This window comes from Bacillus sp. FG16 (assembly GCF_057809515.1).
In genome coordinates, this window is record NZ_JBMDKC010000082.1 from 1 (window position 1) to 25,270 (window position 25,270).

Below are 25,270 nucleotides of genomic sequence, written 5' to 3' on the forward strand. Positions count from 1 at the left end.
GCCGTTTACGAAATGTATTTTATAGTCACTGCCTTTTCTTTTGAAAGTAAACTGCCCAGCGTTATTTGTAAAAATATGTGGTTCAGTTGTAGTTACAGAGAAGTAACCATATCCTGGAGCCCATCCTTCAGATTCAAAAATAATATTATTCAAGTTTTGAAAACGAAATTGTCCATCTGAATATACGCTCAGATGTCCACCGTCATTATGCATTTGAATATAGTTTGACCAAATATTAGTTCCCTCTGCATTTTCCCCTTTAGAAATCCCAAATTTCGCATATGCTTTAGAAGGTTGATCGACTCCATTAATTCGCGGCATGACTTGATAAATATAAAACGATCCTGTACCCCTGTATTTAATATTGTCAGAACCAAGGACGAGTGAAGGTTGAATACTTCCATCATTTGTTTCCATAAATCCTATATAGCCACGTGGCTTATCTGCATCGAAAATCTTCATGTCTTGCTTATTTATTTCAACAAATCTGTTTCCACTCGTTTTAAGTGTTACTCCTTCTAAAACTTTCCCTTTGATATGCTCAGCTGTTACATATCCTATAAGATTAATTCTGGACCCCTGAATTAGAATTTCCTCAGCTGATTGATTAATCTGGGATATAACATCGCCTTTTTTAACCCTAGAATTAATATTTTGATTTGTTAAACTAAAAGCCGCTTCCATTTCTAAAACATAAGCAAATTTTTTGTCCGCATCCGTCTTTGAATACACTTCAGTCGCTTTAGCACGAAAATCTATTTCCTCGGTATTCTGCCGGATTTCTGTCTGCATATTTGTAGTTACTGTATCAAAGTCACTTTTAGCAACCTTATCTGCAACTAAGTCAACCAATTCTTTATAGTTGGTAATGTCTTTTGGGTTTGGCATGTATACAGATGGTTCTTTTCCTTGCTGTAGCTGCGGTTGAGATACCCACATTGTGCCATTACGGCGTACCCATATATCTCCTTGCAAACGAGTTACAGGAACGTCAGGAGCTTTAATGGTTACACTAACTAATATCCAGGAGCCATTAACTAATAACTCTTTTATTTCAGTTTGCTCATAACCTAATGCGGTTGAACCATTAAAGAATTGAAGCTTAACGCACGCTCCTTGGTCTAATAAGTTTTTATCTACTACATAAACCCATGCAGACAATACGTAGTCACCGCTATTTTGTGAGGTTCCAATACTTTGAGCAATACCAGTCCAGCTATTTGCTGCAACCCCCGCATTTGCGATTCTGACCGAGTTATAACCGTCATGACGTCTGTCTGTTACTGGTGTTACTGTAGCACCTGATACAACTCCTGCTACTGTCCATTTATCGGTACTAGCAACTTCATTTGTTATATTGCCATTAGCATCAACTGTTTTTTTCTTAAACTCTGTATTGAAAAATTGATTTATACTACCAAGTGCCCCTACATAAGCTTTCATTTGCTTTTCCGAAATCTTTGAACTTAATGAGTCTTTTGTTTGCGTAATTTCATTCCTGTTTTCTTGAATGAGCTTTCCTTGATTTGTTTGTGTTTCTGTTAGCGTTTTAATATTAAGAGAATTCGAATTTGTGGTCTGCTTCACTTCATTTAGAGTTGTTTGCATTGTACCTTGATCTTGTTGTACTTTCGAGATTGTTTTTGAGTTCGTATTTACTGTTTGTTGAATTTCATTAGTTGTTTGGGTAAAATCTGCTTTAGAGGTAACTTCATCGTTAGAAAGTTGCCATGTAGTTCGTATGTTACCTTCTTCAAATTTTGCATGGTGTGAGTTTAAATTCCCATCAATATTGCGCCCAGAGTAATAGAATTTAACTTGAGTTACATCTTTATCTTTTGTTCTAAATGTAACTGATAGTGGTTCGTCTTTATAATCCACATTAATCTTTAATTGCGAGTCAGCACGTACAGATTGCCATTCTTGCTCTCCATCTGCATACGTTATCGCTGTTTCTACGCCAAACCAAGCATTTGTATTGATTTTTGTTATTTTACCAGTAAACAAAAATGAGATAGTAAAAATTTTATTTCTATAGTTGACCTTATCCGATAAAGTCATTTGTTTACTGTCTGACCAGGTTCCAGTCATGTTCTGTTTATTTAACCCTGTTTCTGAACCGCTAGCTAAATTGATTGAACCTACAGAAATATTATTTACAGTAGTTTTTAATTCTGTAATGGTGTTAGTGTTAGTTTCGGCAGTCTGTTTAGCGGTATTAGCAGTTTGACTTACTAGTTTAAGATTATCGTTTAGAGTTGTTATCTCCGTTTTCTCTGCTTTATTTTTAATTTCTTCAGCTGTGCGTTCAGCAGTCGTTTTTGTTTCATTTAATACTTTTATATCACCTTTACGGTTTGTTTCGTACACTTGCTTTCCAATAAGATTTTCGTTTACCCAATCTTTTGTATAAACACCCTCTTTGTTGGCCTTTCCTTCAAGTTGCTGATTTAACCAAGTCTTATCAGGTATATCTTCAATTGTCTCTTTTAAAGTATCAATTTCTGTTTGTGCATTCTTTATATCTTTTTGTAATGGTCCTGTATCCGGAACAACCGATTCCCAAGCTGTACCTGTCCATATTTTTAAAATACCAGGCTTTCCATTACTAATATCACGCCATAGCGTTTTGTTTGGCTTAAGATCAGTAGTTGGTGGTTCTTTACTTTCTATAATGTTAATCATATTATTTTCAATATTTTTTTTTAGTTGCTCTGATATATCTTTAGCCTCTTGTGATTCCTTTACAGCTTTTCCCGATTCTTTCTTTGCTTCTTCGGCCAACTTTTCTAGTTGTTCTAACAGTTCCTTGTTAGCCTTCCCCTCTAACCAAGCACGCATTTTGTTATATAATTTTCGTAATTCCTCGTTCGAATCTATAATCTCTCGATAGTCTCCGAATACATATTTATCTTGTGTAGGATCCGTAAAAGATTCATCGCCAGCAATTACCCGTGCTTCAAGGTATAACTTAGGCGTGAAGCCCGTATCCTTAATTCGGATAGTATCACCTTCATTGATTAGTTCATGTGCAAGTCCGAAAATACGTCCAATCGATTGCGCTTCTACTTCATACGAAACTGAAGAATTGACACGTTTTTTTAATTCCGTCTTCATCAAAGTCAGTAATCGTTGCGGTGTCATATTTTGATCTTCTGTTTCTGGCGTGTAGAAACCAAATTTATGTTTACCATGTGCATTCCAACGTTGAAAGGCATCACTATCTGTTATATAAAGAATTCCGTTATTGATGCTCTCAATTGTGATAAGTTTGTCACCTTCGCCCCGTACAAATCCGACTAAGGCCGTACAAATATCTCTGGAATGTTCAATACGTCTAACTCCTACTAAGTCTTTTCCCAGAGTTATTTCCTTCCCTGTTTCTCTTCCTCGTTTCTTTATCATATCAACGTACCATCCAGTAATTCGAGAACCAGATACTTCAACACGATATTGTATTTCCAACTCAAACAAAGCCGCAATTTTCTTTAAAAAAGTGAGGGGATCGATGAATTCATCGATCGTCATCGTGTGGAATGAAGAATAATCAGTTATTCCACGTTGCCATTTTGAATCGGCAAGAGCGATATCAATAAACGTATTAACTGTTTCGCTCTCTATCCGTTGAGGTTTAATAATCCCGTCTTTCGCTATTTGTACCCAGGCACCAGAAGCGTGTACAGTGAGCGATCTATCATCAGATTCTTTTTCTACTTCATTATTGATAACATATGGAACAATGCGACCATCACGAACTTCCTTTAAAACTAAGTTCTGCTGCTGTAATGTAACTGCATGTGGAGTGCCGTCAAAAGTTTTGAATTCTAGCATATCAATATTATTCTTGATTTCCCAATGACGTTTATCTTCCCAGTAGTCCTTTGGTTGAATAGCGGATAGAATTTGATCTGTTTTAAAATCAACAACATGAAGTAATCCGCTTGGTGTTCTCATCTAAATCGCTCCCTATATTTAACTTTTGCTGTTCCGATATCAAATGGCATAATTTCGAGTATATTATCACCTTTATTAATAACAGGGAAATTACTGAAAATCTCTTTTATGTTAATAGCGTTTTTCCCTTCAATACTGACATGACTGCTTTCTGTATCAATCACAACTTTATCACCGATATCAAATATATAAGGCGGTGTGTTATTCGTATTCAAATTCACTTTCCAGAATTTCAAATCTGCAACCGACATCGCTTCTACTGGCGGTACATCTTGCCACTGCATGATACTAATCTGTATTTGAGCTGCTTTTTCCATATGTTTATTGTCTTTATCAGTCCATCTCGCAAAGCGCTCTGAATCATCTTTTTCCGTCCCTGGAAGGAATTTTGAAATATACGCTTCCCATACATTTCCGGTCCTAGCTATCCATAATCGTCCAAAATACTGATTCCATGTATTCGGATAATCGCCACTCTCATAGATCATGCCTGTTTTCCCTGGCTTATTATCATATCCAATTACCATCGTTCCAAAATTTTGTTCAGCCTGCCAATAAAGATCATTCATGGCAATTTTTGAAAGAACTTTGCTGTTTTCATCGAGTATGGCTATCTCAACTCGTCCCATTTCGTTAATTTTTTTACTCTTACATGTAACATAGGCTTGCATAATAAAGTCTTGTACTGGACCACCAGGGATACTTTTTTTAACAGCTGCACCGTGCCACCCTTTTCCTGTTCCAGTCCCAAAATCAGAACAATAAAATTGATATTTATCCGATTTCATTTCACCAACCGGTTCCCCATCTTCCATTGAGCTGACTTTACTCCATCCGACCGTAGTAGCCATTTCATCCCATATAAGCCTTTGATTTCTTTCAACAGGTTTTTCTACGGTTTTTAACGGTATCCCAATACGAAAGTAATCTCGTTCACTTAAAGATACCCCGCCGAACCATACATCTAAAAAAGTGTTTGGCTTAGTAATATCAATTTCAATGATAGGGTTAGAATGAACTGTTCCTTTATTTTGGATATTAGCAACTAACCCATTAACATCTTTTTTAAATTCAACGGTTTGCTCTTTTCCTAACTTATACGGCATTGGACATATTAGTGTAATAGTTGCTTGATGAATATTAGATTTTTCTAAAGTCTCCGCTACAGATTCCTTAATCCCGTAATACACAATATCTGGCTCGTCGGTGAAGGTAATTTTTACAGGTTCTTCTGTATCTAATAAACCATTTAATTCATCTATCCGTTTCCTTAGTTCAAAAAGAGAGACCCCCTTAAGAGAGAAATCTACTTCTAATACTCTCTTGGGAGTCCTTTTACTTAAAAAATATGAACCTGGGCGGTGAGGTACCGTTAACTCATTAATTTCGTCACTTAAAATTCCGCGACCTCTTATATCGTTAACCATAAAAAATCCTTTTTCGTATTTTTGCGCGAAGTATTCTTCTAAATTGATTCCATTAAAAACTAACAATCTACCGCCCTCCTTTAAAATACTTCTTTCCGTTTTTTCACAGCCTCTTGCTCTCCAGTAATATCATCAACGAACCTGTTAAACTCTTGTCTACCAAGCTGTATATTAATATACGCGGGTTGTCTTTCACTAGCTGTAGTATTTGAAGCAGTTCCGGAATCCGTATTTCCTGAGCTTGCTTGTGGTTTAGCTGTCTGGTACGCACCAAGTCCTCTTGGCATTCCGTATACAGTCTCTACTTGTAGAGCTTCAGGTTTCATCCATTCTGTCATTTGTTCGGTTGTTCTTTGTACAGCGCCTTTCATTGCATCAATACCATTAATCCAACCTTTCATCATATTGACACCAATGAAATCCCTGAACCAACGACTCGGTGAGTGAATCGATAAAAGTCCTGAAATTTTATCTTTAATTCCATTTCCAATGTCCGTAATTTTATTCCAAATTGCCCCAGCCATTGAGCTTATACCATTTAAGAGCCCTTGCATCATATTTTTTCCTATGCTCCCTAAGTCAATTCCACTCAAGAAAGACTTCACATCATTAAAAATCTGAGTCACTGTGTTATAGATAGCATTTAAGATACTAGATGTCGCCGACCTTGCTGCATTCCAAATTGAAGAAATGATGCTACCCGCTGCAGACATCGTTGATGAAATAACCGAGCCTATCCCCGAAAAAATTGAACTTACTAGAGAACCTACCGCTGATAAAACACTAGAAAAAATAGATTTCACTAGATTTAGCCCACCAGTCACGACTGCGGAAATTAAATTTATCGCGCCTTGGATGATATTTCCGATTAATGACATTACACTCGACGTAATGCCTTTCACCGCGTTCCACGCTCCACTCCAATCTCCTTTTAAAACTGAAGTGAAAAGTTTTATTATGTTAGTGATTACCCCAATAGCAGAGGTTATTACGCCCATAATAGCGGGAAAAACTGCCTGGACAATCGACAAAATAAATTGAATCGCCGGGATCACTACGCCTTTTATTATTGTTGCTAGACCTTCAAGTATCGCAGTGGCTACGGGAATCGCCGCTTGAATTATCGAAACTATTACCGGGAATACCGCCTGAACGATTTGTAAAATTAAAGGGATAACTGTAGTCGCTATGATAGAGATTACCTGGCCTAATAATTGAATAATCGGAATCGCAACGGAAATCGCAGCAGCTATAATCTCAGCTATTACCGGGAATACCGCTTGTACTGCCTGAAGGATGATCGGAATCACTGACGTCGCTATGATTGATAGGACCTCTCCAAACCCTTGAATCAACATTCCTGCTATGCTAAACGCCGCCTGGATTACTTGTAATATAATAGGGAATGCCGTTTGAAAAGCTTGAGCGAATATCGGTAAAACTGTAGATGCTAGCTCAGTAAAAATTTGAGCTACTTGTTGTATAGCCTCCGTTATCACTGGCATAATTTCTATTGTCGTATCAGCAAACATCTGAATTAATTCAGTAATCATAGGCATTACTTCTTGTACCACTTGACCGAAAAGTTTGAATAAATCAGATGCTAAAGGTACCACGGCTTGTATTGTTTCTCCGAACAAACGGAATAAATCGAGTGCTATCGGTACTACAGCTTGTACTACTTCACTAAACAAACTAGCTATTGTAGAACCTAACTCACCAAAGGCCGCACCTAGCTCAGAAAGAGCAGGTCCCAGTGTAGCGAAGCTTTCTGCTATAACTTGTCCCGTTTTCGCAAATTCAGGAGCAAGTGGTGCAAATGCTTGTGTAATCCCTTGAGCTATTGACTGAATAACCGGCAAAATCGCAGATATCACAGAACTAAAAATCGATTGTATAGACTGCCAAGCCGACATAAAAGCAGACTTCACTTGATCATTTGTATTGATCAATTTAAATATCGTAGCACCTAAAGAAGCTACAATAGCGATTACCCATCCTACGGGGCCTGAAACACCTAAAAACGATAAACCTAAACGTACAATTAATGGAGTTAAAGTGGCTATCGTATTTCCTATTGAGGAAAAAGACATTTTGATAAAATCAATTACTGGAGTAAGAGCTGATCCAATTCCAGCAAATGCTGAACTAAGTCCTGATATTGCTGAACTAGATGCACCACTTATTCCCTGACCAAATTCACTAAATTTCGATTTTATTACAGCTAACGAAACCTCTACGGCTGTTGCAAAACCAGAAAACACCTGACCCGCTTTAATTAACCCTGCCTCTAATGCTGCGCTGATTGCTGTACCCATTGCTGAAAATTTTTCCGGTATTGTCCCAAGATAAGAACCTAAAGAATCAAAGGCAGATTTCATAGCTTCAACGGCCGCTACTGTCCCACTTTTTATTGATTCCCACGCATTATTAACGGCATTTCGAAAAGTCTCATTATGTTTGTATAGTTGAACTAGCGCTACCCCCACTAAGCTTAGAAGTGCAATAGCCGCACCAACCGGTCCTAACAATAAAGCAAATCCGGCTCTCAGTGCTGACAAAGCAGCCCGCAGCATTACCGCACCTTTTGATGTTCCCGACATCCATAACATAAGTTGACCGAGAGTGATAATTGCACCGCCGATTGCGTTAATAACAATACCCGCTACCGTTGCTATAACTAAAAAAGCCGTAGTAAATGCTACTACGGAAGCAATCACCGTCTGCACAGGAGCTGGTAATTTCATAAACGCATTCGCTAAGGTTTCAACTACTCCAGCTACAGCCATTAATGCAGGAGCTAATGCATCAGTAAACGCACGTGCTGCAGCATCAAGAGAGGATTCCATTTTCGTCAGTGCTCCGGCCCATCCTTCAAGCATAGAGTCCGCAGCTTTTTTAGAAGCACCGTCCGATTTCACTAAGGATTGTGTTAAAGCTTCAATCTTTTCAGGTCCCGCTGCTACAAGTGCCATCATACCTGATACAGCTTCTGTCCCAAATATTGTTGCTAACGCCGCACCTTTTTGTGCACTTGTCATACCTTCCATTCCTGATTTCAACTCACCAATAATTTGAGACAATGGTTTCATATTACCTTGTTGATCCGTAATAGATACGCCAAGCCGTTTTAACTCATTTGCCGCTGCTTTTGGCGGCTTAACTAAACGTAGTAAAGATGCACGTAATGCTGTACCAGCGGTCTCCCCTTTAATACCGCTATTTGACATAATACCAACAGAAGCCGCTAATTCTTCCATCGATATGCCTAATTGAGCTGCTGGACCCGCCGCATATTTAAAAGCGTATTGCATATCCCCTACACCTGCAGCCGTTGCGTTTGCGGCTGTTGCTAGAACATCAGCAACATGTGTACTTTGACTTGCCTCCATACCAAATGAGTTTAAAGCTGACGTAATCGTATCAGCAACCATCCCCAGGTCTTCGCCTGACGCAGCCGCTGCACTCAACACACCAGGTAATGCGGACGTTGCTTGAGCCGAATCGAAACCTTTCGCACCCATTTCAGCGAAAGCCGCTGCTACCTGCCCTGTTGAATACACAGAATCCTTTGCCATATCAAGAATCGCTTTCTTTACTTGACCGTAGTCACCTGCAGTTAAAACTGCCGCTTTACGAGTTTGTGATTCAAATTCTCGTGACTTTTGAATCATACTCCCTAAAGCAAAAGCCGACGCTGCAGCTGCTGGACCAAATGCATTTTGCATTGTTTGACCTGTTTGCTGTACACGTCGGCCCATTTCAATTGCTTGATTACCTACTTCTTGAAATCTAGCACGCCACCCTGAATAATCAGGAGGCGGTGGTGCTGGTGGCGCTGGCGGTAATGGTGGAGGTGACGGTGGTTGCGGTGCTGGTGGGATAGGAGGTGGTCTACTAATCTGCTGAAAAAATGTATTCCATGCTTGTGTAGCTCTTCCAAGGTTACTTATTAAATTAGATATGTCTGCAATCACCTGAGTTTCTACCTTGTTCTGGCTCATTCACCTCACCTACCCTTCCACTTCTTGTATTTGACTTCTAATCATTGATTCTATTTGATCAAAGAACGATTCGTTTCTTTGAATTTTTTCAACTACTTCTTTCCGTTCATTTGCTTGTTTTTCAATATCACGAACACTTTCTGGACGGGTATATATATCCGCTAATGACTTGATTTTTTCACTTTGAGCATTTCGATTAAACAAAGCTTGTACACTTGCAAACTCGTACTTATCAAGTAGTTGTTCCTTATATCCGTTCAACATAAGGTGATACTCCTTAAGACTAATACGCCAAGATTGCAAGGTGGTCATATTAAAAAAACGAAAACACTCACCTTGCAATTCATCAATATTTATGCGTACAGGTTCTCGAACGATTTCTGTTGTTCCGCTGTCATTGTCCCTAGAAGTTTCTTCACTGTCTTCTGGAAGAAAAAACTATTTAGCACAACTGCTTTGTTGTACTTTAGAATTTCATCAAGGTCTAGTTTTTCAGCATTAAACATATTTTCAATCTCTTTCTGTACAGCTTCATACGTGATTCCCTCATTTGTATGAATCAGTGCGTAATAAACCACATCCGTAAAATTAGTAATTCCGCCTTGCATAGTTTGAGAAACGAATTGCATCGGCCCACCGTTTTCATCTAATAATCTCAGTGCTTGCAAACAGAATTTCAGTTCTTGTTCTTTACCATTAATTACGAAACGCGTATATGATTTTTCAGCCATAATAATTACCTCCAATTATTTTTTGTTCAAAATAAAAAAGCGTCTATATGAACGCTTATTCAAATCTTAATTATTTATTTTCCACAAATTCATCCATTGTTTTATTAAGCAAACTAATCATTGCTTCTCTTCGCTCACGCGGGGTTGTATTATCGTATAACTCATTGTGAATATCACTTACTTTGGCCAACTTCTGAGGATCGACATAATTAGTTACCTCTTCATGCCCACCAAGCATCATAATTGTATTGCCTATAACGACCGCTTGCTCTTGTTTGCTTAATTTCATTTGTTATCACCTTCAATAGCGAGTTTATCGGCTCTAACCAAAACCCGTTCTACGTTTTGATCCACAACTGAAGTTTTACTATTGTTGTTAATGGTAGTTACTAGACTATGTTTCATCCCCTCTTCATTCCCTTGCATTTTTTCTGATAAACTATCAATAATTTTATTTAAAACACTAATTGTCGCTTCACCACATTGTCTCGCTGTTGAATTTCGAGTCGATTCCTCACATAATTCTGATAAGCGATTTAAATCAACGTGGGGAGCCAAAGCATCCTCTCCGAATGTTGAAAGAATTGAAGATGCGATTGCAATTTTTTCGATTTTAGATATATCCAAAAATCCCCACCCCCATAAACATTCTTAATTATTAATAAATAGACTTACTATTACGCTCCTGGTGTAGCTACATCACCAGAAGGCGCACCTTCAGGTACTTTATTAAGCGTCCCTTTAGAAATTTTTCCATTTAATTTTAAGCCAATAGAATACTTTGAGTACTCCTCATTTTCATGAGAAAGTTCCAAACTATTCAACATGTATGTTCCTGATTTAACTTTAAACTCAGAAGCGGTTGCACTACGTAGGTTAACTTCATGAATTCTTACTAAAACTTTATTAAGAATTGCTTCTTCTACATAATCAAGTCCCTCGTCACCTTCAGTACAAATCCCTTCAATGCTAGCTGATTGTGTTACGTCACCGTAATCAGATCCACTCTTATCTTTTGTTTTCAACTCGATTTCTCCAGCCTCAATTGATCGTGAACCTGACGTTTGGTTAAAAAATCGAACTGTTTTTGTAGTTTTCCCATCAGGTTGCGGAATGTCAATCAAGTAAAGCGTTTCGGCACCTTTAAACTCAGGTGCATTACTTTTTTTCACTTCTGCCATTTTTAGTCCCCCTCTAATTTCTGATTGTTATAGTAATAAAACTCAAATGTTTCGCTGTTAAAATCTCAACGTCTTTTTGAGACAGTGGTTCAAAATCCTTTACTTTTGCATAAAAAAAACCGATTCGTTCTGGATTCTTTTTACTTGTATCGTACAAGTCAATTGAACCCTTTTCGAATCGGTTAATTATTCTATCTTGCAAATCGTTCCTATCAAAAATTTTATCTGCATACACACCTACTTGTATCAGATGATTACGTGAGAAATTCTCCTTTGAATACCTGCTAATTGTTCCTGACAAATCCTCAATGGTAATGAAGGGTTTGTCTTTTCCTGATACAGAAACACCATCGTATATCCATGTAGTAGGTGCAAAAACGTCCAGCGACTTTTTTAATGAATACATTACATCATTCAACATAATTAATGCCCCTTTGCTACACGTTGAACAGTTTTGTTTATATCCTCAACAAATGGTTGCTCACCTTCAAATGCTGTTTTACGCATAAAGCCTTTTTTGGTTTTGTGCGTAAATTCTTGTACCGCTGCGTAAATAAGAGGAGATCCATACGTACCAATAATTCTCGCACCGACTACCATCTTTACACTTGCAGGAATACTTTCAGATAAAGGACCGTGTAATATCGGTGCTCGATTAGAGGCTTGATTAGCTTGTAAGCGTGTATGTTTTTCTACCGTTTGCTCAATTGGTGTTTTGTAACTATTGGGGTTATGTGCTTTTAACACATTTGATTTTCCTTTAACAACAACTCTGATTCTCATCAAATCACCCTCTTTACAATGACCTCACGACGGTTTACACCACCAAGCCCTCGTTCATCGATAAGTACGATAACGTAAAAAACACCTTTACGTTCAATTTTTTCAATGTTCCCTAAGCCCACATTAAGAGGAAATGTAACAAGCGCCTCTCCTTTTTTAACATCGAGATCAGCGAACTTCGTCTTTTCCACTGACGTGAATTTCTTCCAAACTAATTGAACAGTTTCTTTTCGGGGGTCACCTTGGATTTCTTCTCCTGTAATTGGATCCTTTTCAGAAACCCCTTTAATGTATAAAATCACCGGTTCTCTACGTCCCTGCTCAATCATTTCACGATTTTCGCGAATCTCTTTAATATCATCTTCAGTAAGCAATTGCTACACCTCCTCGCTTATTAAATAGTTCAGCCGTGACGAACATTGTGGATGTGGGCTTATTAATTGATTCATAAGACTTTCCGGAATATTTTTCGAATACTTCCCAGCTCCTAAACCATACGCATCGCGTCTGGCTAGCTTGTAACACATGTGCTTTGAATGATATCTGTGACGGTGACCATTATCAATAATTTGATAACCTGCCACAATTTCACTTTCTAACCCATTCTGTATAGTAGCTGCTCGGTACGTGTTAGTACTCTCAGAAATTGCTACGCGCTCAACCTTCCATTTCTCATTGTCGTGTACTTCCTTTATCTTTTGAGAAATCATTGTAATGCTCTCGCCCCTTAATACAGATGGACGAATGACACTACTTAATCGATCTCTCATATCTCCAGATAAATTCCATACACGATCAGACAGAACTAAGCCATCTTCACCAGGTCTTTTTATAACCCCTTGAATAATTCGCTTATTTACTGTAGCTATAGATTTCACGTCCAAACCTGCTTCTGATAATTTTGATGTGGTCCATTCCGACGTGTTTTCAATCAATGTATGGAATGACCGCTCTGCTTGTTTACGAAATTCTTTTTCGTATAAAGTAAGGTCTCGTAATAACGCATTTAACCTACTACGCTTCACGATTCCATCCTTTTGATAGTCATTCAATAAATCAACTAAAAACAAACGGATTAGGATAATGGTCTTTACAGTATCAGAAACTTGTTTTTCATGCTCCTCTTTAAATTCTTCGGAAATGGCATCAAGTACTTCATCCATATCTTTTTGAGAATCGCTCATGTAATCATCTCCCATCTGCTCGCTTAGCAAATGTTTGGTGAGTACCTTTTCCACGTCTATATTTTCTATATTTTTTAAGCGCATCTGCTGATAATTTCTTATAGTTAGCAAAGACCATCGATTTATCAACCGATTCTTCACCATCTGTATAAGAAAAATAGCGAGCTGCGTCTGCCGCAATCGATTCATAAGCAAATGACAGAGCAAGATAAAAAACAGCATTTGCGTTTAATTCTTCGGTTAATTCTGACTCAGTTTCGGCTTCAGCTAGCCAATTTCCGATGTCTTCAGGAGTTACTTTTGGAACTTTTGCTAACCGACTCTCCAGCCTTTCCGACACCTTCATTTGGCGTCACCTCCGTCACTGTATTTTGTTAAGGCATCATGATTCCTGCAGCTTTTAATTTTGCAATAAGTGCATTTAAGTCTTTCACTACACCCGCTACGTCAGTCGCTGTACTATCTGATTGTTTATCGACCTTTTTGGGTATTAGAGCTACTTTTTCTTCAAGACCTTTAATAATATTGCCAAGTGATGTGTCTTTCGCAATCGGCATCGATCTGTTTAAACGTTGTGCTTGATTTTCAGAAATAGACATGCATAAAACTCCTTTCAAAATACAAAAAAGGTAGCATACACGCTACCTTTTAAGCCATTGTTTTAGAGATATTTTCAAGAACAGCAATAGACTCTTTCGCATTCTTAACTTCAAATCCAAATTCCCCACGAATGACACGAGAGAAGTAGTCAGCGCCATTTGGTGTAGCATCTTGATCATAAATTGGAGTTAAGTAACGTGCCTTTACTTTTTCCGTATCAAGAAGTAATGCACGATCTTTAGGCATATTTAAATCGACTACCACACTAGAAATTGCTCCACCGGGTAAGTCGGAAACAAATGATAAGATTTGGTAACCTGCTGCGGTATCTTGGCGTGTAGTACGAATTGTATCACCACCAAGCTTTGTAATTTGTCGCGCGATATTTGGTCCACATAAAATTGTGTTTGCTGAACCGCCTCGCGTAAACACTTGCTCTACAGCGTCATTCAGTGGTTTAGCCGCGATTTCGTTCCCTTTAAAATCTTGCTTATGAGAACCTTCAATACCTGTAAATGCAAATAAACCACCTGTAGTACGCGGTTGTGTCGGAGAACCGCCATTTCTACGACCATAAATTAAAGACGTGTTCGCTTCACGAATCATCTCTTGTAAACGCAGATTTACTTGATAATCTAATTCGTTTGATACGCCGTATGTGTTCACTTGTTGTTGTGTACGTGAAACAGATGCGTATCTTGAAAAAATTTGTGAGAAGTTATGTGACACTAAACGGTCATTGATCTCATTCTTACGGAAAGCATCTTCACCTTCTGGTCTCGGTCTTGCGATGACTTTTAATTCACCACCAGCTGTAATTGCCTCCGCTTTCGTACTATCGTAACCACGTTGCACAGTGATTTTATCGGCGTTTTCATCGATACTTACTACACGTAGCACTTCTAAGCCGTTTTGTACTAGAGCATTTTCAGTGAATTTACGAGCCTCGCCTTTTTCTAAAACTAGATCCGTATCCCCAACAGCTGCGGCAGTTTTTACAATACCTGTATCAGAGTTTAAATAGTCGTTCTGCCATTCAAATTTAGTTTGTGTTAAAGTGTCCCCTACACCAATTAACCCGAAAAGAACAGGTGCTTTCGTGAGAATTAAATCCACATTCGCTTGCATTTGTCTTACTTGTTGTTGAAATTCGTACGTAGTTGGTACTGGCATATTTGTAGCCTCCTCAAATTTTTCAAATTAAAAAACCGCTGACTTTTAATCAACGATCCGTTATTTCTTCGATTTTGCTTCTAACAACTTGTTATAAATACGAGTTACCTCGCCCGCATACTTTGAATCTTTTAACGCTTTTGTTTTCGCTTCTTCCAGCTCTTTTTCTAAAGCAAGAATTTCATTCGCTCTCGGATTTGTTCCTGGATTCGCGCCACCAGCCGCATCTGCTCCCACAACTTTCTTGAACATCCAAGGTTTGCTTTCCTTTAGCGCATTAACAGCCTCTTCAACTCCTTGATAATTTCCATTCTCATCAATTTGAATGGTCGACTTATCTAAAAGCGCCAATACGTCACCTGGATCATTCGCATCTAAAGTACGGGCAATACTCTTAATTTCAGTGTTCAAAATACGAGCATTTGCTTTTTCCTGCGCTTGTTGTGCTGCTTCGGAAGCTTCTAGTGCCTTTTTGTCAGCTTCTTCTTTTTCAGCCTGCAAACGTTCGATTTCCGTCATTTCTTGCTTTTTACGCTCTTCTTCAGCTTTTTCGTATTCTGCTAATTTTGCTTTAACGTCATCGTAGTCGCCGTATTTTTCAGCTGACTTTTTACGTTCACGTTCTAAGCGTTTCTTAACAAGTTCATCTAGCTCTTCTTGTGATTTAGGTAGATTGGTAGGATCACCAGGGTTGTTATCAGGATCATCCTCAGGACTACCACCATCAGAGAAAAACTGTAGGTCTAATCGAAGTGGGAACTTAGGTGTTTTTTGTACTTGTTCTACAAAAAAATTTAATGCTGTAGCTTGTTTTGCGTATTCCATTTGCAAATCCTCCATTTTGAGCCTGTCGGCTATAATTTCCGAAAGTTTATAGCGCCATTTCGTAAGGCAAGTATTACTTTTCGTTATACGGATCCTGAGACTGTCTTTTCAACAACCGCTCTTGCATAATCTCCATGAACTTTTGTTCCGCATTTTCTTTACCACTTCTCGTAATCGCACCTTTAATTGATTCGATTTCGTTTGAAATTTCATCGCCTAACTGTTCGATAAGTGCTTTTTGATCTTGCGGTAACGGTAAACCGAAAATAATCTTACTAGCATAATAGTTATCTACTTTTGCTAACATTTCTTTATCGTATTTGAATTTGGAGTCATCCTCCCTAGCTTTCATATAACGTAAAATATACTCATTTAAGATTTGTAGACGGGACTGCCATATCACCCATGAGCGTTGTGTTTTTGAAATGATATTACTAAATAAAAGCTGTACCGCCATGTCATTTATACCGCCCGTATTCATGTCAGCAGTGTTCACCATTGGTACCTCAGCTTTTTCATGTAGGCGTTTCTGCAATCGATCCAGATAAGCTTCAATGGTTTCTTTAAATCGGAATCCACTTTCCAACTTTTTAGCACTAGGCTCACCTGCATCTTCAGCTCTGTCACCTAAATCCCATTTCGCACCTGGTGCAACTTGAAGGGGATTCTTAGGATCTTCATCTACATTCGTTAACAAAGTAATAGCAAACATCTCAAAACGTAACGCATCCGAGTAATCGGACATCTTTTTGTCAATTTCATCAGACAAATCAATCGTTTTCTCCAATTCACTATAACCTGTAGTACGTTTACTTAGTTTTTCAGTCGGTACAGGTACAACGGGAATAAAATCGATGCCCATTGATGAGCGCTCAACCCTATCCTCTTGCTTTTCTAAGTCACCGTTGTATACAGCCTCTTCAATTTCACAGTCGTACTCACCCGCTTCTTCATGCCAAACTAAGTAATACGATAACTTCCACATTTTCGTTTGTTCTTCATCAAGCCATGCAATAAAATGAATCTCTTCCAGCTGATCTATATCCCAGTCGCTATACTTTGCAATAACCTCTGTGGATGGATGCCAAATAATCTTAAATTCACCACGACGTTTATCATAGTGAATACGAGCATACACACCAGTTTTGAAATAGCCCTGTCTTTTGCTGCTGCTAATAACTTCTCATGCATTCGATTGTCATCCCAAACCCATGTTAATAGCCTTTCTTTCGCTTTCGCTCTACTGTTTTCTGCTTGCTGCTCCTCACTAGGCTCGTATCCTGATTGAATCATAAGTGCTGGGTCGTCTATCACATCAGGAGGAACTGTGACTTTCGGTTCTTTTTCAAATTGCCACGCTGCGATCATGTTTACAATTTTTTGAGGATAATCAAGTTGTATTTTCGTAGGTTCATAGTCAAGATTGTCTGGTTTTTTATAATCAGACCATACGTTTAAGTCTCCTTCATAACGCTCATACAAACGAACCTCGGACATAATGCGTGTCCACTCAGAATCGCCAAGTGCGGTACGAACTGGCATTACAATTTCCACAGGATTCATAAAATTACGATCACCTTGTACTCTCATTCAAGCCCCTCCTTTCTCAATATCTTGAATTCCCTGTAGTTCCCGCTTTACGTCTTGCACGTTTATATGCAATAGAAAAAGCCATTTGAACTGCATCCGGACCATCATCATGCGGATGCATCGGATACATTTCAAATTGCTCCAATAAAGCACGTAAATGTTTCATAAAACGTAATTTACCGCTCTGTATATCTGGTAATAACGACTCGATACGTAATGCCTTTCTCGTACGTTGCTTAATTTGTTTTAAGCGAGTCGATGACGGATACCCTTTCTTCTGCAACGCTTCCCCAACTTTCTCAGCAAACCACTCCTGTGCTTGTTGTGCCTCTACAGCGATTGATTCATATTGATATGCCAGCGTGTATTCTACAGCCTTTTCTAACAACGTATTTGGATGCACACGCTCCATAAAAATATCGATAATATAGCACGTTCCTGTTTCCACGTTTTTCGCAAGTGTAACTACTACGCTGTAGTCACCTTTTTCTTTTCCCATTGCGAAATCAACCGCTCCGTAATACAAAAGTTTTTTGTCTTTTAAATCATCTTCAGTACAGTACGTGAAATATTTAGGTTTAAATATCTGTCTTTCCTCGTCAGTCGGGTTACATAGATACTCCTGGTTAAATGCTTTGGTACCGTCATCTTCTCTAATTTCCATCAAATCGATGTAAGGGAAATGTGATGGCCATAACGTTTTTGTACCACTTAACATCTCTTCTTTATTCTGTTCATAAAATTCGCGAGCATGATCTGCCGAGTCTGGATCATCGACCTGACGAATCTCACGCCATTCTTGCCATAAATCTTCACGCTCTGACCATTTTAGGATTGCCGGAAATGATCTCGATACGAAATCACGACGGTTTTTAATCACGTGATGCAACAAACTGTCGTAACAAACGATGGTACCCATATAGATACAGGCACCTTCTTGACGACTTAAACCTGGAAGCAATTCTTCCTTGAACCAGCGTTTGTTTTTGGCAATCAAGTCAACCGTCGCGGTATTTTCTTTACTCTCCAAATCATCTAAAATGTAGAGCTGAACCCTTTTTGAACCGTGACGTAAACCACGTACCTGTGTCCCTATACCTTTTGCTTCGACTTTCGTGTTCGTTAACGTAACAAATTCTTTGTCGTTATCTACTTCATTTCGGCTTTTTTGCTCATAAAGTAAGATTCCGAAATCCTCGCGTAATTTTTCGTTATACTTTAACTGATCACGTGCCCAGGATATAAAGTCACCGGCTACATCAGATGTTTCAGAAATCAAAACAATATACTGCTTTAATCGATACACGACTTGATGACACAAATAACCATTACTCAGGTATGCGGTTTTCGCATGGCCACGACCTACACTCCAGGCTACTTTTTTCTTTTTCTCCCTACCTGTTGTGATGTCATCTAACAAGCCACATAAGGTTTCGTGAAATTCAGCCGCATCATCCATCGTTACTCCAGCTGGGATTAAGTTATCTGGATTCCCTGGATTCCCTTCTTCAGAGAAATACTCATACATGAAGTACAGCATGTCATGTTCTCCACGGTGCACCCTTTTTAACTTTTCTAACTCATCGATGTCAGCAAGTAGTGTATCCATGTAATATTCTGTAGCCTCACCAGTTTCGTACAACTCTTGTAATTTCTTCGCTCTTTCTGCTACAAGATTGATACGTTCCTGACGTTCTTGACGGGCTAACCATTTACCGTCTATGTATGCCATGTAGCCCGCCCTCCTTTTACTCGCCTGTCAATTTTTTTAATTTCTGAAGCTGCTCTTCGATTTCCGCATTTGTCCGTGTCGCATTTCCTAGATCACCCTCGATTACTTTCTTATCAGTCAGTAAACCGAATCGCTGCATATACAACTGCATGGCTTTTACACTCGGTTGCGGCCCTAAAATTAACTGCATTAACTTGCTGTACACCTGCTCGCGCTTCTCTGCAAGGAAACTGTCGGCCACTTCACTCTTGAATGCAATGAAGTCCTGGTTCTTAGTTCGCCACTCCCAAAGCGTTGTCCGATTTATGCCTAGCTCGTTGGCCATTTCGTCTTGGGTTCTTTTTTCCTCGTTGTTCGATTCCATCAATTCGTTTTCTACAAGCAGGTACGCCGCTTGAATTTGTTTAGCCGTAAGTTTCTGCTTTAATTCGTCTAACTTCGCCATCATTTCGCTCCCCTTTCTTCGTGAAATAGAAAAAGGCAACCGATTTAGTATCGATTGCCTTGAAATTCGTATATTTTGTATAGCCCCCCGAGTTTAAAAATTCTGGCGGAACGTTACGAGCGCCTGCCAGCCCCTCACCAGATTTGACCTCCCCCGGGGGATTAAAACAAAACCAAATGTTTAATAATCTAAAATACCTATTTTGAATAACGATGAATATCGTATTAATAATGACTGCCTATAACATTGGTTATGTAAACTACATAGAAGTGAAATCCATTGATATCAATGATTCTTTCTTTTTTTCAATACGTAACCGATATACAATTCTTATACATCGTTGTTATATCAACGCTTGTAAGCTGTACACATTGCCTCAATCACTTGAATTAATGCATAAGCTTCACCTTATTAACTAACTGAACATTAAATCATGGCCCCCTGAGTTTCGAAGGACCTTCTTCTCCAGAAGAGAGCGACTGGAGAAATTACCCTAAGGTTCCTCTTTCGCGTTGCCTACAGTTCATAGTATGCAACACAGCTTTTCCTATTTCCTACCTACTATATACCCTACAATCAGCCCAATCCAACGGACATAAAAATAGCCATGATACCCCAATGACGGGCCTCATGGCTATGCGTATTATTTAGTACTGGAGTAGGACACAATTTCACCATCCTAACATAAATTGTACCTACTATGACCACATCTTGTCAAGCCTCGTACAACTTTTTTATTAAACTTCTTATGCCAACCATGTCACCGTTAATACTCATGTGTAATAAATCCACGGCTTGTCTACAGCGTGTGTAATATACTTTCGCAGTGATATTCATAGTCCGTAATGTATTCTTTCTAGGAATCTTGTACACATAACGAGCAAGCACTATATATTTCATGTTCTTCGGTAATTGTTTAATCGCCTGATCCAGCACAATCTTATTCAACCGTCCATCACCTTTCCCATCCAGTGCACCAGGTCCCGTAAAGCTAGGCGGGGCATCAGGGAACCGATCACCTACAGCCAGTGATTCATAATTCTCCAGCCATAGTCGTATTGTCTTCTTTGAAACATAGCCGTCAATTCTGGTCATCTCCAAACCTCCTGACTCAGAAAATCAACCCCCTAAAACAAACATCTTAAACCATTAATAGTATTACATACTATATAACTATTAATAAATAATACTATATATAATATATAATTATTAGTTTTATATTATATATATAAGGTATATTTTTTTAAGGGGGGGTCTTTTTTATTTTCTTTTTCTTTTTTAAGTACTGTAGTGTATTAGACCCCCTCTTAAAAATTTTTCTTTTATATATTTTTATTTTCGTGTGAACAGCTTTAATTTCTCAAGATACCTTTATAATTCCAATCGCAATTTTTGACTATATTTGATAGTATTTTAAGTAAAATACATAAAACTTCATATGGAGGTAAACAATGGTTTCAGTAAAAGATGGTGTACTAATATATTTAGAAAATGCTTGCGATGATCTCATCGAGCGCTGGTATCTTACAGATATTCAACTTGAAAGATACTCAGATTTTTATGAAGACGCTCCTTTACCACTAAAACTTATCTTTTCAGGGTACCATTTTCAAATCAATTCGACTTTTAAAACTTTGAATAGCAAAATTGATTCTAGATATTTCCCTGCTGAAGAAAGTAGAGATTTTATTGATTTGATAGATGAATTAATTGCCTTTCAAAAAAACCTAGAAAATTCAAAATACGCATTTGGACTCCACAAAAAATATAAATCTACCTTAATTAATTGTATTGAATTTTTACAAACATACAGAGGTAGTAAAATACCTAATGATTTCGAAAAAATAAATATTATTGAAACACATCCGTTATTTGAATTAATAAATGTTGTTACAAAAGAGACGCCTACAGAGCAGACTAATTTCCCAATGAAAGCAATAGGAGAAGGTTCTTATGCAACCGTTCATAAATATAAAGATCCCTTTTACAATCGTTTTTTTGCTGTTAAGAAGGCTCATAAAGACCTTACAGATAATGAATATAATCGCTTTCGTACTGAGTTTAAAGAAATGAAAAAATTAAAATCACCATACATTCTTGAAGTATTTAAATTTGATGAAAAAAATCGACAATACATAATGGAATATGCTAACGAGTCATTATATTCTTATATCACAAAAAACAATAATAATTTAGATATTTCAAAAAGAATAAACCTAATTCAGCAAATTTTTAAAGCCTTTATATACATTCATAGTAAAAAAGTATTACATAGGGATATAAGCCCTACAAATATACTAATAAAAATTTACGATGGTACAGAAATTATTAAAGTTTCAGATTTTGGACTAGTAAAATTAGAACAAAGCTATTTAACTAACCTAAATACCGAAATAAAAGGTATTTTTAATGATCCATACCTCGGAGTAACTGGGTTTGCAAATTATGAGATTAGGCACGAAATTTATGCATTAACCAGGCTGATATATTTCATAATTACAGGTAAGACAAAAATGGACTCTTTTACAAATGATGAGTTTCGAACTTTTATTAAAACAGGAACTTCTATTAAAATTGAGGAACGATTTGCAAACGTCACAGAAATGCGTCATGCTTTTAAACATTTCTTGTCTACTCTTTAAAGTAGCATCCACTTGCCCCAAATGAAGAAAGCATATACTACTAACACTAAGTAATATAGTTACACCACACCCTTCTTCGCTAAAAACTGTCTTGCGTTATCCGTAAGCCGGTAATAATAAACATGCTTATCATCTTTCGTGACTTGCTCCAGTAGTCCTAACTGAGAGAGTTGTCCCAGCCACGTATCGAACTGCGTAGCTGGAATTTCTCCTCCTACCTGGTGCATCGCTCGTAAGATCGCTTCGGAACCTTTCACTCTATACCACGTGATTTCACGATTTCTAGAGCTTGTTGTTCCGTAAAACCTTCTGAAACAAGTGCATCGAAACGTGCTTTATATATTTTAGACATTTCACGCTGCATACGCATTTGCATAGGTAACGCCTTTACAAAGTTATCCAAAATCATTTCCAGTTCGATATTTGTATATTGCTTATTAGGTTCGCTCATTTTATCCCCCCTTCAAACTTGCTTCGAGTTCTGCTAATACCTGATCAACCCCTTCAGGACTTAGCACGAGTTTACCGCCAGCTAGTTCAATATTTTCTTCTGAAACCTCTCCTGTAATTTGGCAAGATTTATTAATATTATATTTTTGTAGAATAATAAATTCACCATCTACGAAAATCTCCATCGGATCCTTTACCTGGATACCTAATGTACGGCGTAATTCCATTGGAACTACAATTCGTCCTAGTGGGTCGATGTTACGAATGATACCTGTTGATTTCATTTTTCTTCAGCTCCTTTTCCTTACTTCTTATTTGTTTCTATAACACTCGCCAAACCAATGAATATTACACAGATGAACCACGTTGTTCGAAATCTTGATTTGTTGTTCGTGATCCGTTACTTCAGCAATTCTTACTTCTCCGTTTTCTCTTTCTTCAAGCCATCCTTTTACGACTTCCACATCGTACGGAACGCTACCAATCATTAATTGTTTAGGTATAGTCATATAACTTTATCCCCCTTTATTTTGGTAAATCATTTTCAATTTCCGTTCGTAATTTATCTCGTAACCACTTAAACTCTAAATCCTTTTTATCGATTTTTGCCTGAATCACTTCTGCCTGTTCTTTTGAATAACATTTACGGAAACCGTTGTATAATTTCGAAATTTCTTTCTGCAACTGTCTCATTTCACGGTTCGAATAATAACTTACAAATTCTGTTTTACAGCTTGGACAAATGAAATAGTGCTTGTCCACACGGTTTGATATTCGCGCTACGAGCCTCTGGACACGAAACACGTGCTCACATACTTCACATTTCGCTTTTACGGGTTTCATAGCATTAGATACTCCCTTCTGCCAAAATGATTATTTTGTTCAGTTTTTTCATTACATACAATTAAAAGTTCCTCATGATATACTAGTTTCAACTTACATAAAAGGAGGTCACTATTATAAATAAATGGATTATCGCCATCATATATTGCTCTCTTTTAACAACATTTTGTTATTTATCCATTAAAATTTTACTTTTATCTGCTATGAATCATACTTCATTTCCAAACCCTCAGTTTTTCGTTGGGATAGTTGGATTAACATTTGGCGTTTGGATACTAACATTTGGAATACGAAAATATATTTCGTTTGTTACCCAGAATGAACAAGAACGCCGGAAACTTAAAAACCTATTTTCTGTCATTTCAGTTTTATCTTGCTACGCTGCAACTCTGCTATTTTATATCTAATTCCGTCGACATTTTGTACATATACTATTTCTACTACCTGAATAAAACCCAATATTTCGTCAATAATGTAAATACAGTTTCTAACTTCCCTTCATACCCGAGGGCTTGGCGGCTAGTTTGTACTAGCTGCTCTTTTTTTAAATAAATCCCCAAAAATTGTTAACAATATAAATACACCAAGGTTGAATAAGAATAACCATTGTGTTCTTCTTATTCACCAAAGCAGTTAGCTTTTGTTAGCTGCTTTTTTGTTCTTATTTTTCTATTTGTTACATACATTTTTAACGTGTTCATTTTATTCACTGGGTTACCTCCTATCTGTAGAGCAACCTAAATGGTTGCTCTTTATAATTTTTTCTGAATAAATCATCAAATTATGTCCATACTATAAATACATTTGAGTTCTGAACTTCCTTCTTAATGTTTTTCTGTGGAGCAGTTAGCTTTTGCTAGCTGCTCTTTTACATTAATGAACCGTCGATTATAATTGGAGCATCTTTATATTCATTAAACTCTTCTTCCCATGTATGTTTTTTCTCAGTTGAACATATTGCATTTAGTGCGTTTGTAAATATCTTGCGAGCTTGTTCTCTAGTAATTTCTGAAGGAAGCCCTTCTTCTCTAACCTGTTCTACACTATCACCTCCAACATTTTCTACATATACTTCAATTGCTTTATCTGCATCTCCATCCACCACAATTAACGCATAATATTCATGTTTATCAAACTCAAAGTATTTCATATCCGTTCCTCCTTGAATAAAATTCAATGTTTCGTTAATAATAGACATAGGCCCCCATTTGTCACGAATCAACCTTACACTTAGCATCATTTTTTTATATAGGGGCCGAGCAGTTAGCTTTTGCTAGCTGCTTTTTTATTTTTCATCACCTTTTTTATAAAAGGATTATTTTATTCGAAAATACATTTCAAATGTTCATTGTATTCTTCTGTTAATTCCCATTCAGATTCATGTACCATGTTATTGCATACAATAACGCCATATTCAATATCTAATTCGTCTGTTAAATAACCATAATGTTCTCCATCAAAGAAAATAGCTATGATTCTGTCGTTACATGAAAATTCTTCTTGGAATTCTCTTTTTGCTACTTGTTTCGGTTTTAATGTATTAAATAACTCATGGTATTTCATTTTTCTCTTCCTCCCCTGAATAAAATCCAATATTCCGTTAATACTGTAGATACATTGTTATCTTTCTCCGATTTTTTTACATGAGCAGTTGAAGTGACCCCTAAAAGTTAGACACGGTTATTTCATTAGGCAGCTTGATAAAA

General features: G+C 37.6%; 27 protein-coding genes and 1 pseudogene. 1 reads left to right on the forward strand and 27 read right to left on the reverse strand.

Translation table 11 applies throughout. The features are described 5' to 3' along the window. From ACODS7_RS23795 to ACODS7_RS23890, 20 genes and pseudogenes are all read right to left on the reverse strand, one after another. A partial coding sequence (locus ACODS7_RS23795) for a phage tail spike protein (RefSeq protein ID WP_488827727.1) occupies positions 1-3,954 on the reverse strand: 3,954 nt, incomplete at its 3' end. Further along, entirely contained in the window at positions 3,951-5,447 is a 1,497-nt protein-coding gene (locus tag ACODS7_RS23800; RefSeq protein ID WP_243168168.1) for a distal tail protein Dit, read from the reverse strand. The genes ACODS7_RS23795 and ACODS7_RS23800, both read right to left, overlap by 4 nt. A gap of 14 nt (positions 5,448-5,461) precedes the next feature. Then, positions 5,462-9,358 carry a phage tail tape measure protein gene (locus ACODS7_RS23805; protein WP_373371769.1) on the reverse strand — a complete coding sequence of 1,299 codons (3,897 nt, stop codon included), beginning with the start codon at positions 9,356-9,358 and terminating at the stop codon, positions 5,462-5,464. A gap of 36 nt (positions 9,359-9,394) precedes the next feature. Next, the gene (locus tag ACODS7_RS23810) at positions 9,395-9,649 is read right to left on the reverse strand and encodes a hypothetical protein (RefSeq protein ID WP_243168170.1); all 255 of its coding nucleotides are present in this window, start codon (positions 9,647-9,649) and stop codon (positions 9,395-9,397) included. 89 nt (positions 9,650-9,738) lie between these two features. After that, positions 9,739-10,116 (reverse strand): tail assembly chaperone, encoded by a 378-nt coding sequence (locus tag ACODS7_RS23815; protein ID WP_000818630.1) that lies wholly within the window; start codon positions 10,114-10,116, stop codon positions 9,739-9,741. Between the two features lie 70 nt (positions 10,117-10,186). Next, on the reverse strand, positions 10,187-10,405 hold the full coding sequence (locus ACODS7_RS23820) for a hypothetical protein (protein ID WP_000777416.1): 219 nt from the start codon (positions 10,403-10,405) through the stop codon (positions 10,187-10,189). Continuing rightward, on the reverse strand, positions 10,402-10,743 hold the full coding sequence (locus ACODS7_RS23825) for a hypothetical protein (protein ID WP_000355284.1): 342 nt from the start codon (positions 10,741-10,743) through the stop codon (positions 10,402-10,404). Before ACODS7_RS23825 ends, ACODS7_RS23820 begins: the two co-directional genes overlap by 4 nt. A 50-nt stretch (positions 10,744-10,793) precedes the next feature. Beyond that, the gene (locus tag ACODS7_RS23830) at positions 10,794-11,297 is read right to left on the reverse strand and encodes a phage major tail protein, TP901-1 family (RefSeq protein ID WP_000852561.1); all 504 of its coding nucleotides are present in this window, start codon (positions 11,295-11,297) and stop codon (positions 10,794-10,796) included. 13 nt (positions 11,298-11,310) lie between these two features. After that, positions 11,311-11,718: a hypothetical protein gene (locus ACODS7_RS23835; protein ID WP_243168171.1), complete on the reverse strand. Its 408-nt coding sequence runs from the start codon at positions 11,716-11,718 to the stop codon at positions 11,311-11,313. A 2-nt stretch (positions 11,719-11,720) separates the two neighbouring features. After that, positions 11,721-12,080: a hypothetical protein gene (locus tag ACODS7_RS23840; protein WP_243168172.1), complete on the reverse strand. Its 360-nt coding sequence runs from the start codon at positions 12,078-12,080 to the stop codon at positions 11,721-11,723. Then, a complete protein-coding gene (locus ACODS7_RS23845) occupies positions 12,080-12,454 on the reverse strand; it encodes a hypothetical protein (RefSeq protein WP_243168173.1) in 375 nt (124 codons plus the stop codon). Before ACODS7_RS23845 ends, ACODS7_RS23840 begins: the two co-directional genes overlap by 1 nt. 3 nt (positions 12,455-12,457) lie before the next feature. Beyond that, complete coding sequence (locus ACODS7_RS23850; RefSeq protein WP_243168174.1) at positions 12,458-13,264, reverse strand: hypothetical protein; 807 nt, start codon at positions 13,262-13,264, stop codon at positions 12,458-12,460. A gap of 4 nt (positions 13,265-13,268) precedes the next feature. Next, the gene (locus ACODS7_RS23855) at positions 13,269-13,610 is read right to left on the reverse strand and encodes a hypothetical protein (protein ID WP_025118134.1); all 342 of its coding nucleotides are present in this window, start codon (positions 13,608-13,610) and stop codon (positions 13,269-13,271) included. A 28-nt stretch (positions 13,611-13,638) separates the two neighbouring features. Next, positions 13,639-13,863: a head fiber protein gene (locus ACODS7_RS23860; RefSeq protein WP_243168175.1), complete on the reverse strand. Its 225-nt coding sequence runs from the start codon at positions 13,861-13,863 to the stop codon at positions 13,639-13,641. A gap of 49 nt (positions 13,864-13,912) precedes the next feature. Then, positions 13,913-15,037, reverse strand: a complete 1,125-nt coding sequence (locus tag ACODS7_RS23865; protein ID WP_243168176.1) for an SU10 major capsid protein — start codon at positions 15,035-15,037, stop codon at positions 13,913-13,915. Between the two features lie 60 nt (positions 15,038-15,097). Next, positions 15,098-15,862 (reverse strand): phage scaffolding protein, encoded by a 765-nt coding sequence (locus ACODS7_RS23870; protein WP_243168177.1) that lies wholly within the window; start codon positions 15,860-15,862, stop codon positions 15,098-15,100. A gap of 73 nt (positions 15,863-15,935) precedes the next feature. Further along, a pseudogene (locus tag ACODS7_RS23875) lies at positions 15,936-17,452 on the reverse strand (phage portal protein). Between the two features lie 16 nt (positions 17,453-17,468). After that, positions 17,469-19,184: a phage terminase large subunit gene (gene terL / locus ACODS7_RS23880; RefSeq protein ID WP_243168180.1), complete on the reverse strand. Its 1,716-nt coding sequence runs from the start codon at positions 19,182-19,184 to the stop codon at positions 17,469-17,471. 16 nt (positions 19,185-19,200) lie between these two features. Beyond that, entirely contained in the window at positions 19,201-19,629 is a 429-nt protein-coding gene (locus ACODS7_RS23885; RefSeq protein ID WP_001086032.1) for a phBC6A51 family helix-turn-helix protein, read from the reverse strand. A 714-nt stretch (positions 19,630-20,343) separates the two neighbouring features. Further along, positions 20,344-20,724 (reverse strand): hypothetical protein, encoded by a 381-nt coding sequence (locus ACODS7_RS23890; protein WP_050821841.1) that lies wholly within the window; start codon positions 20,722-20,724, stop codon positions 20,344-20,346. A gap of 356 nt (positions 20,725-21,080) precedes the next feature. On the opposite strand from ACODS7_RS23890, the gene ACODS7_RS23895 reads away from it, so the two are divergent. Continuing rightward, on the forward strand, positions 21,081-22,271 hold the full coding sequence (locus ACODS7_RS23895) for a protein kinase family protein (protein ID WP_243168181.1): 1,191 nt from the start codon (positions 21,081-21,083) through the stop codon (positions 22,269-22,271). 59 nt (positions 22,272-22,330) lie between these two features. On the opposite strand, the gene ACODS7_RS23900 is transcribed toward ACODS7_RS23895, so the two are convergent. The 7 genes from ACODS7_RS23900 to ACODS7_RS23930 form a co-directional block, all read right to left on the reverse strand. Continuing rightward, entirely contained in the window at positions 22,331-22,498 is a 168-nt protein-coding gene (locus tag ACODS7_RS23900) for a hypothetical protein (protein WP_243168182.1), read from the reverse strand. Positions 22,499-22,524: 26 nt separating this feature from the next. Then, positions 22,525-22,722, reverse strand: a complete 198-nt coding sequence (locus ACODS7_RS23905) for a hypothetical protein (protein ID WP_243168183.1) — start codon at positions 22,720-22,722, stop codon at positions 22,525-22,527. Between the two features lies 1 nt (position 22,723). Beyond that, positions 22,724-23,005, reverse strand: coding sequence for an AbrB/MazE/SpoVT family DNA-binding domain-containing protein (locus ACODS7_RS23910; protein WP_243168184.1), 282 nt, complete (start codon positions 23,003-23,005; stop codon positions 22,724-22,726). 27 nt (positions 23,006-23,032) lie between these two features. Next, on the reverse strand, positions 23,033-23,230 hold the full coding sequence (locus tag ACODS7_RS23915) for a hypothetical protein (protein ID WP_243168187.1): 198 nt from the start codon (positions 23,228-23,230) through the stop codon (positions 23,033-23,035). Positions 23,231-23,246: 16 nt separating this feature from the next. Next, on the reverse strand, positions 23,247-23,564 hold the full coding sequence (locus tag ACODS7_RS23920; protein WP_243168185.1) for a transglycosylase: 318 nt from the start codon (positions 23,562-23,564) through the stop codon (positions 23,247-23,249). An 868-nt stretch (positions 23,565-24,432) separates the two neighbouring features. Beyond that, on the reverse strand, positions 24,433-24,714 hold the full coding sequence (locus ACODS7_RS23925; RefSeq protein WP_243168186.1) for a hypothetical protein: 282 nt from the start codon (positions 24,712-24,714) through the stop codon (positions 24,433-24,435). 170 nt (positions 24,715-24,884) lie between these two features. Beyond that, complete coding sequence (locus ACODS7_RS23930; protein ID WP_086387423.1) at positions 24,885-25,127, reverse strand: hypothetical protein; 243 nt, start codon at positions 25,125-25,127, stop codon at positions 24,885-24,887. Positions 25,128-25,270: the final 143 nt, after the last annotated feature.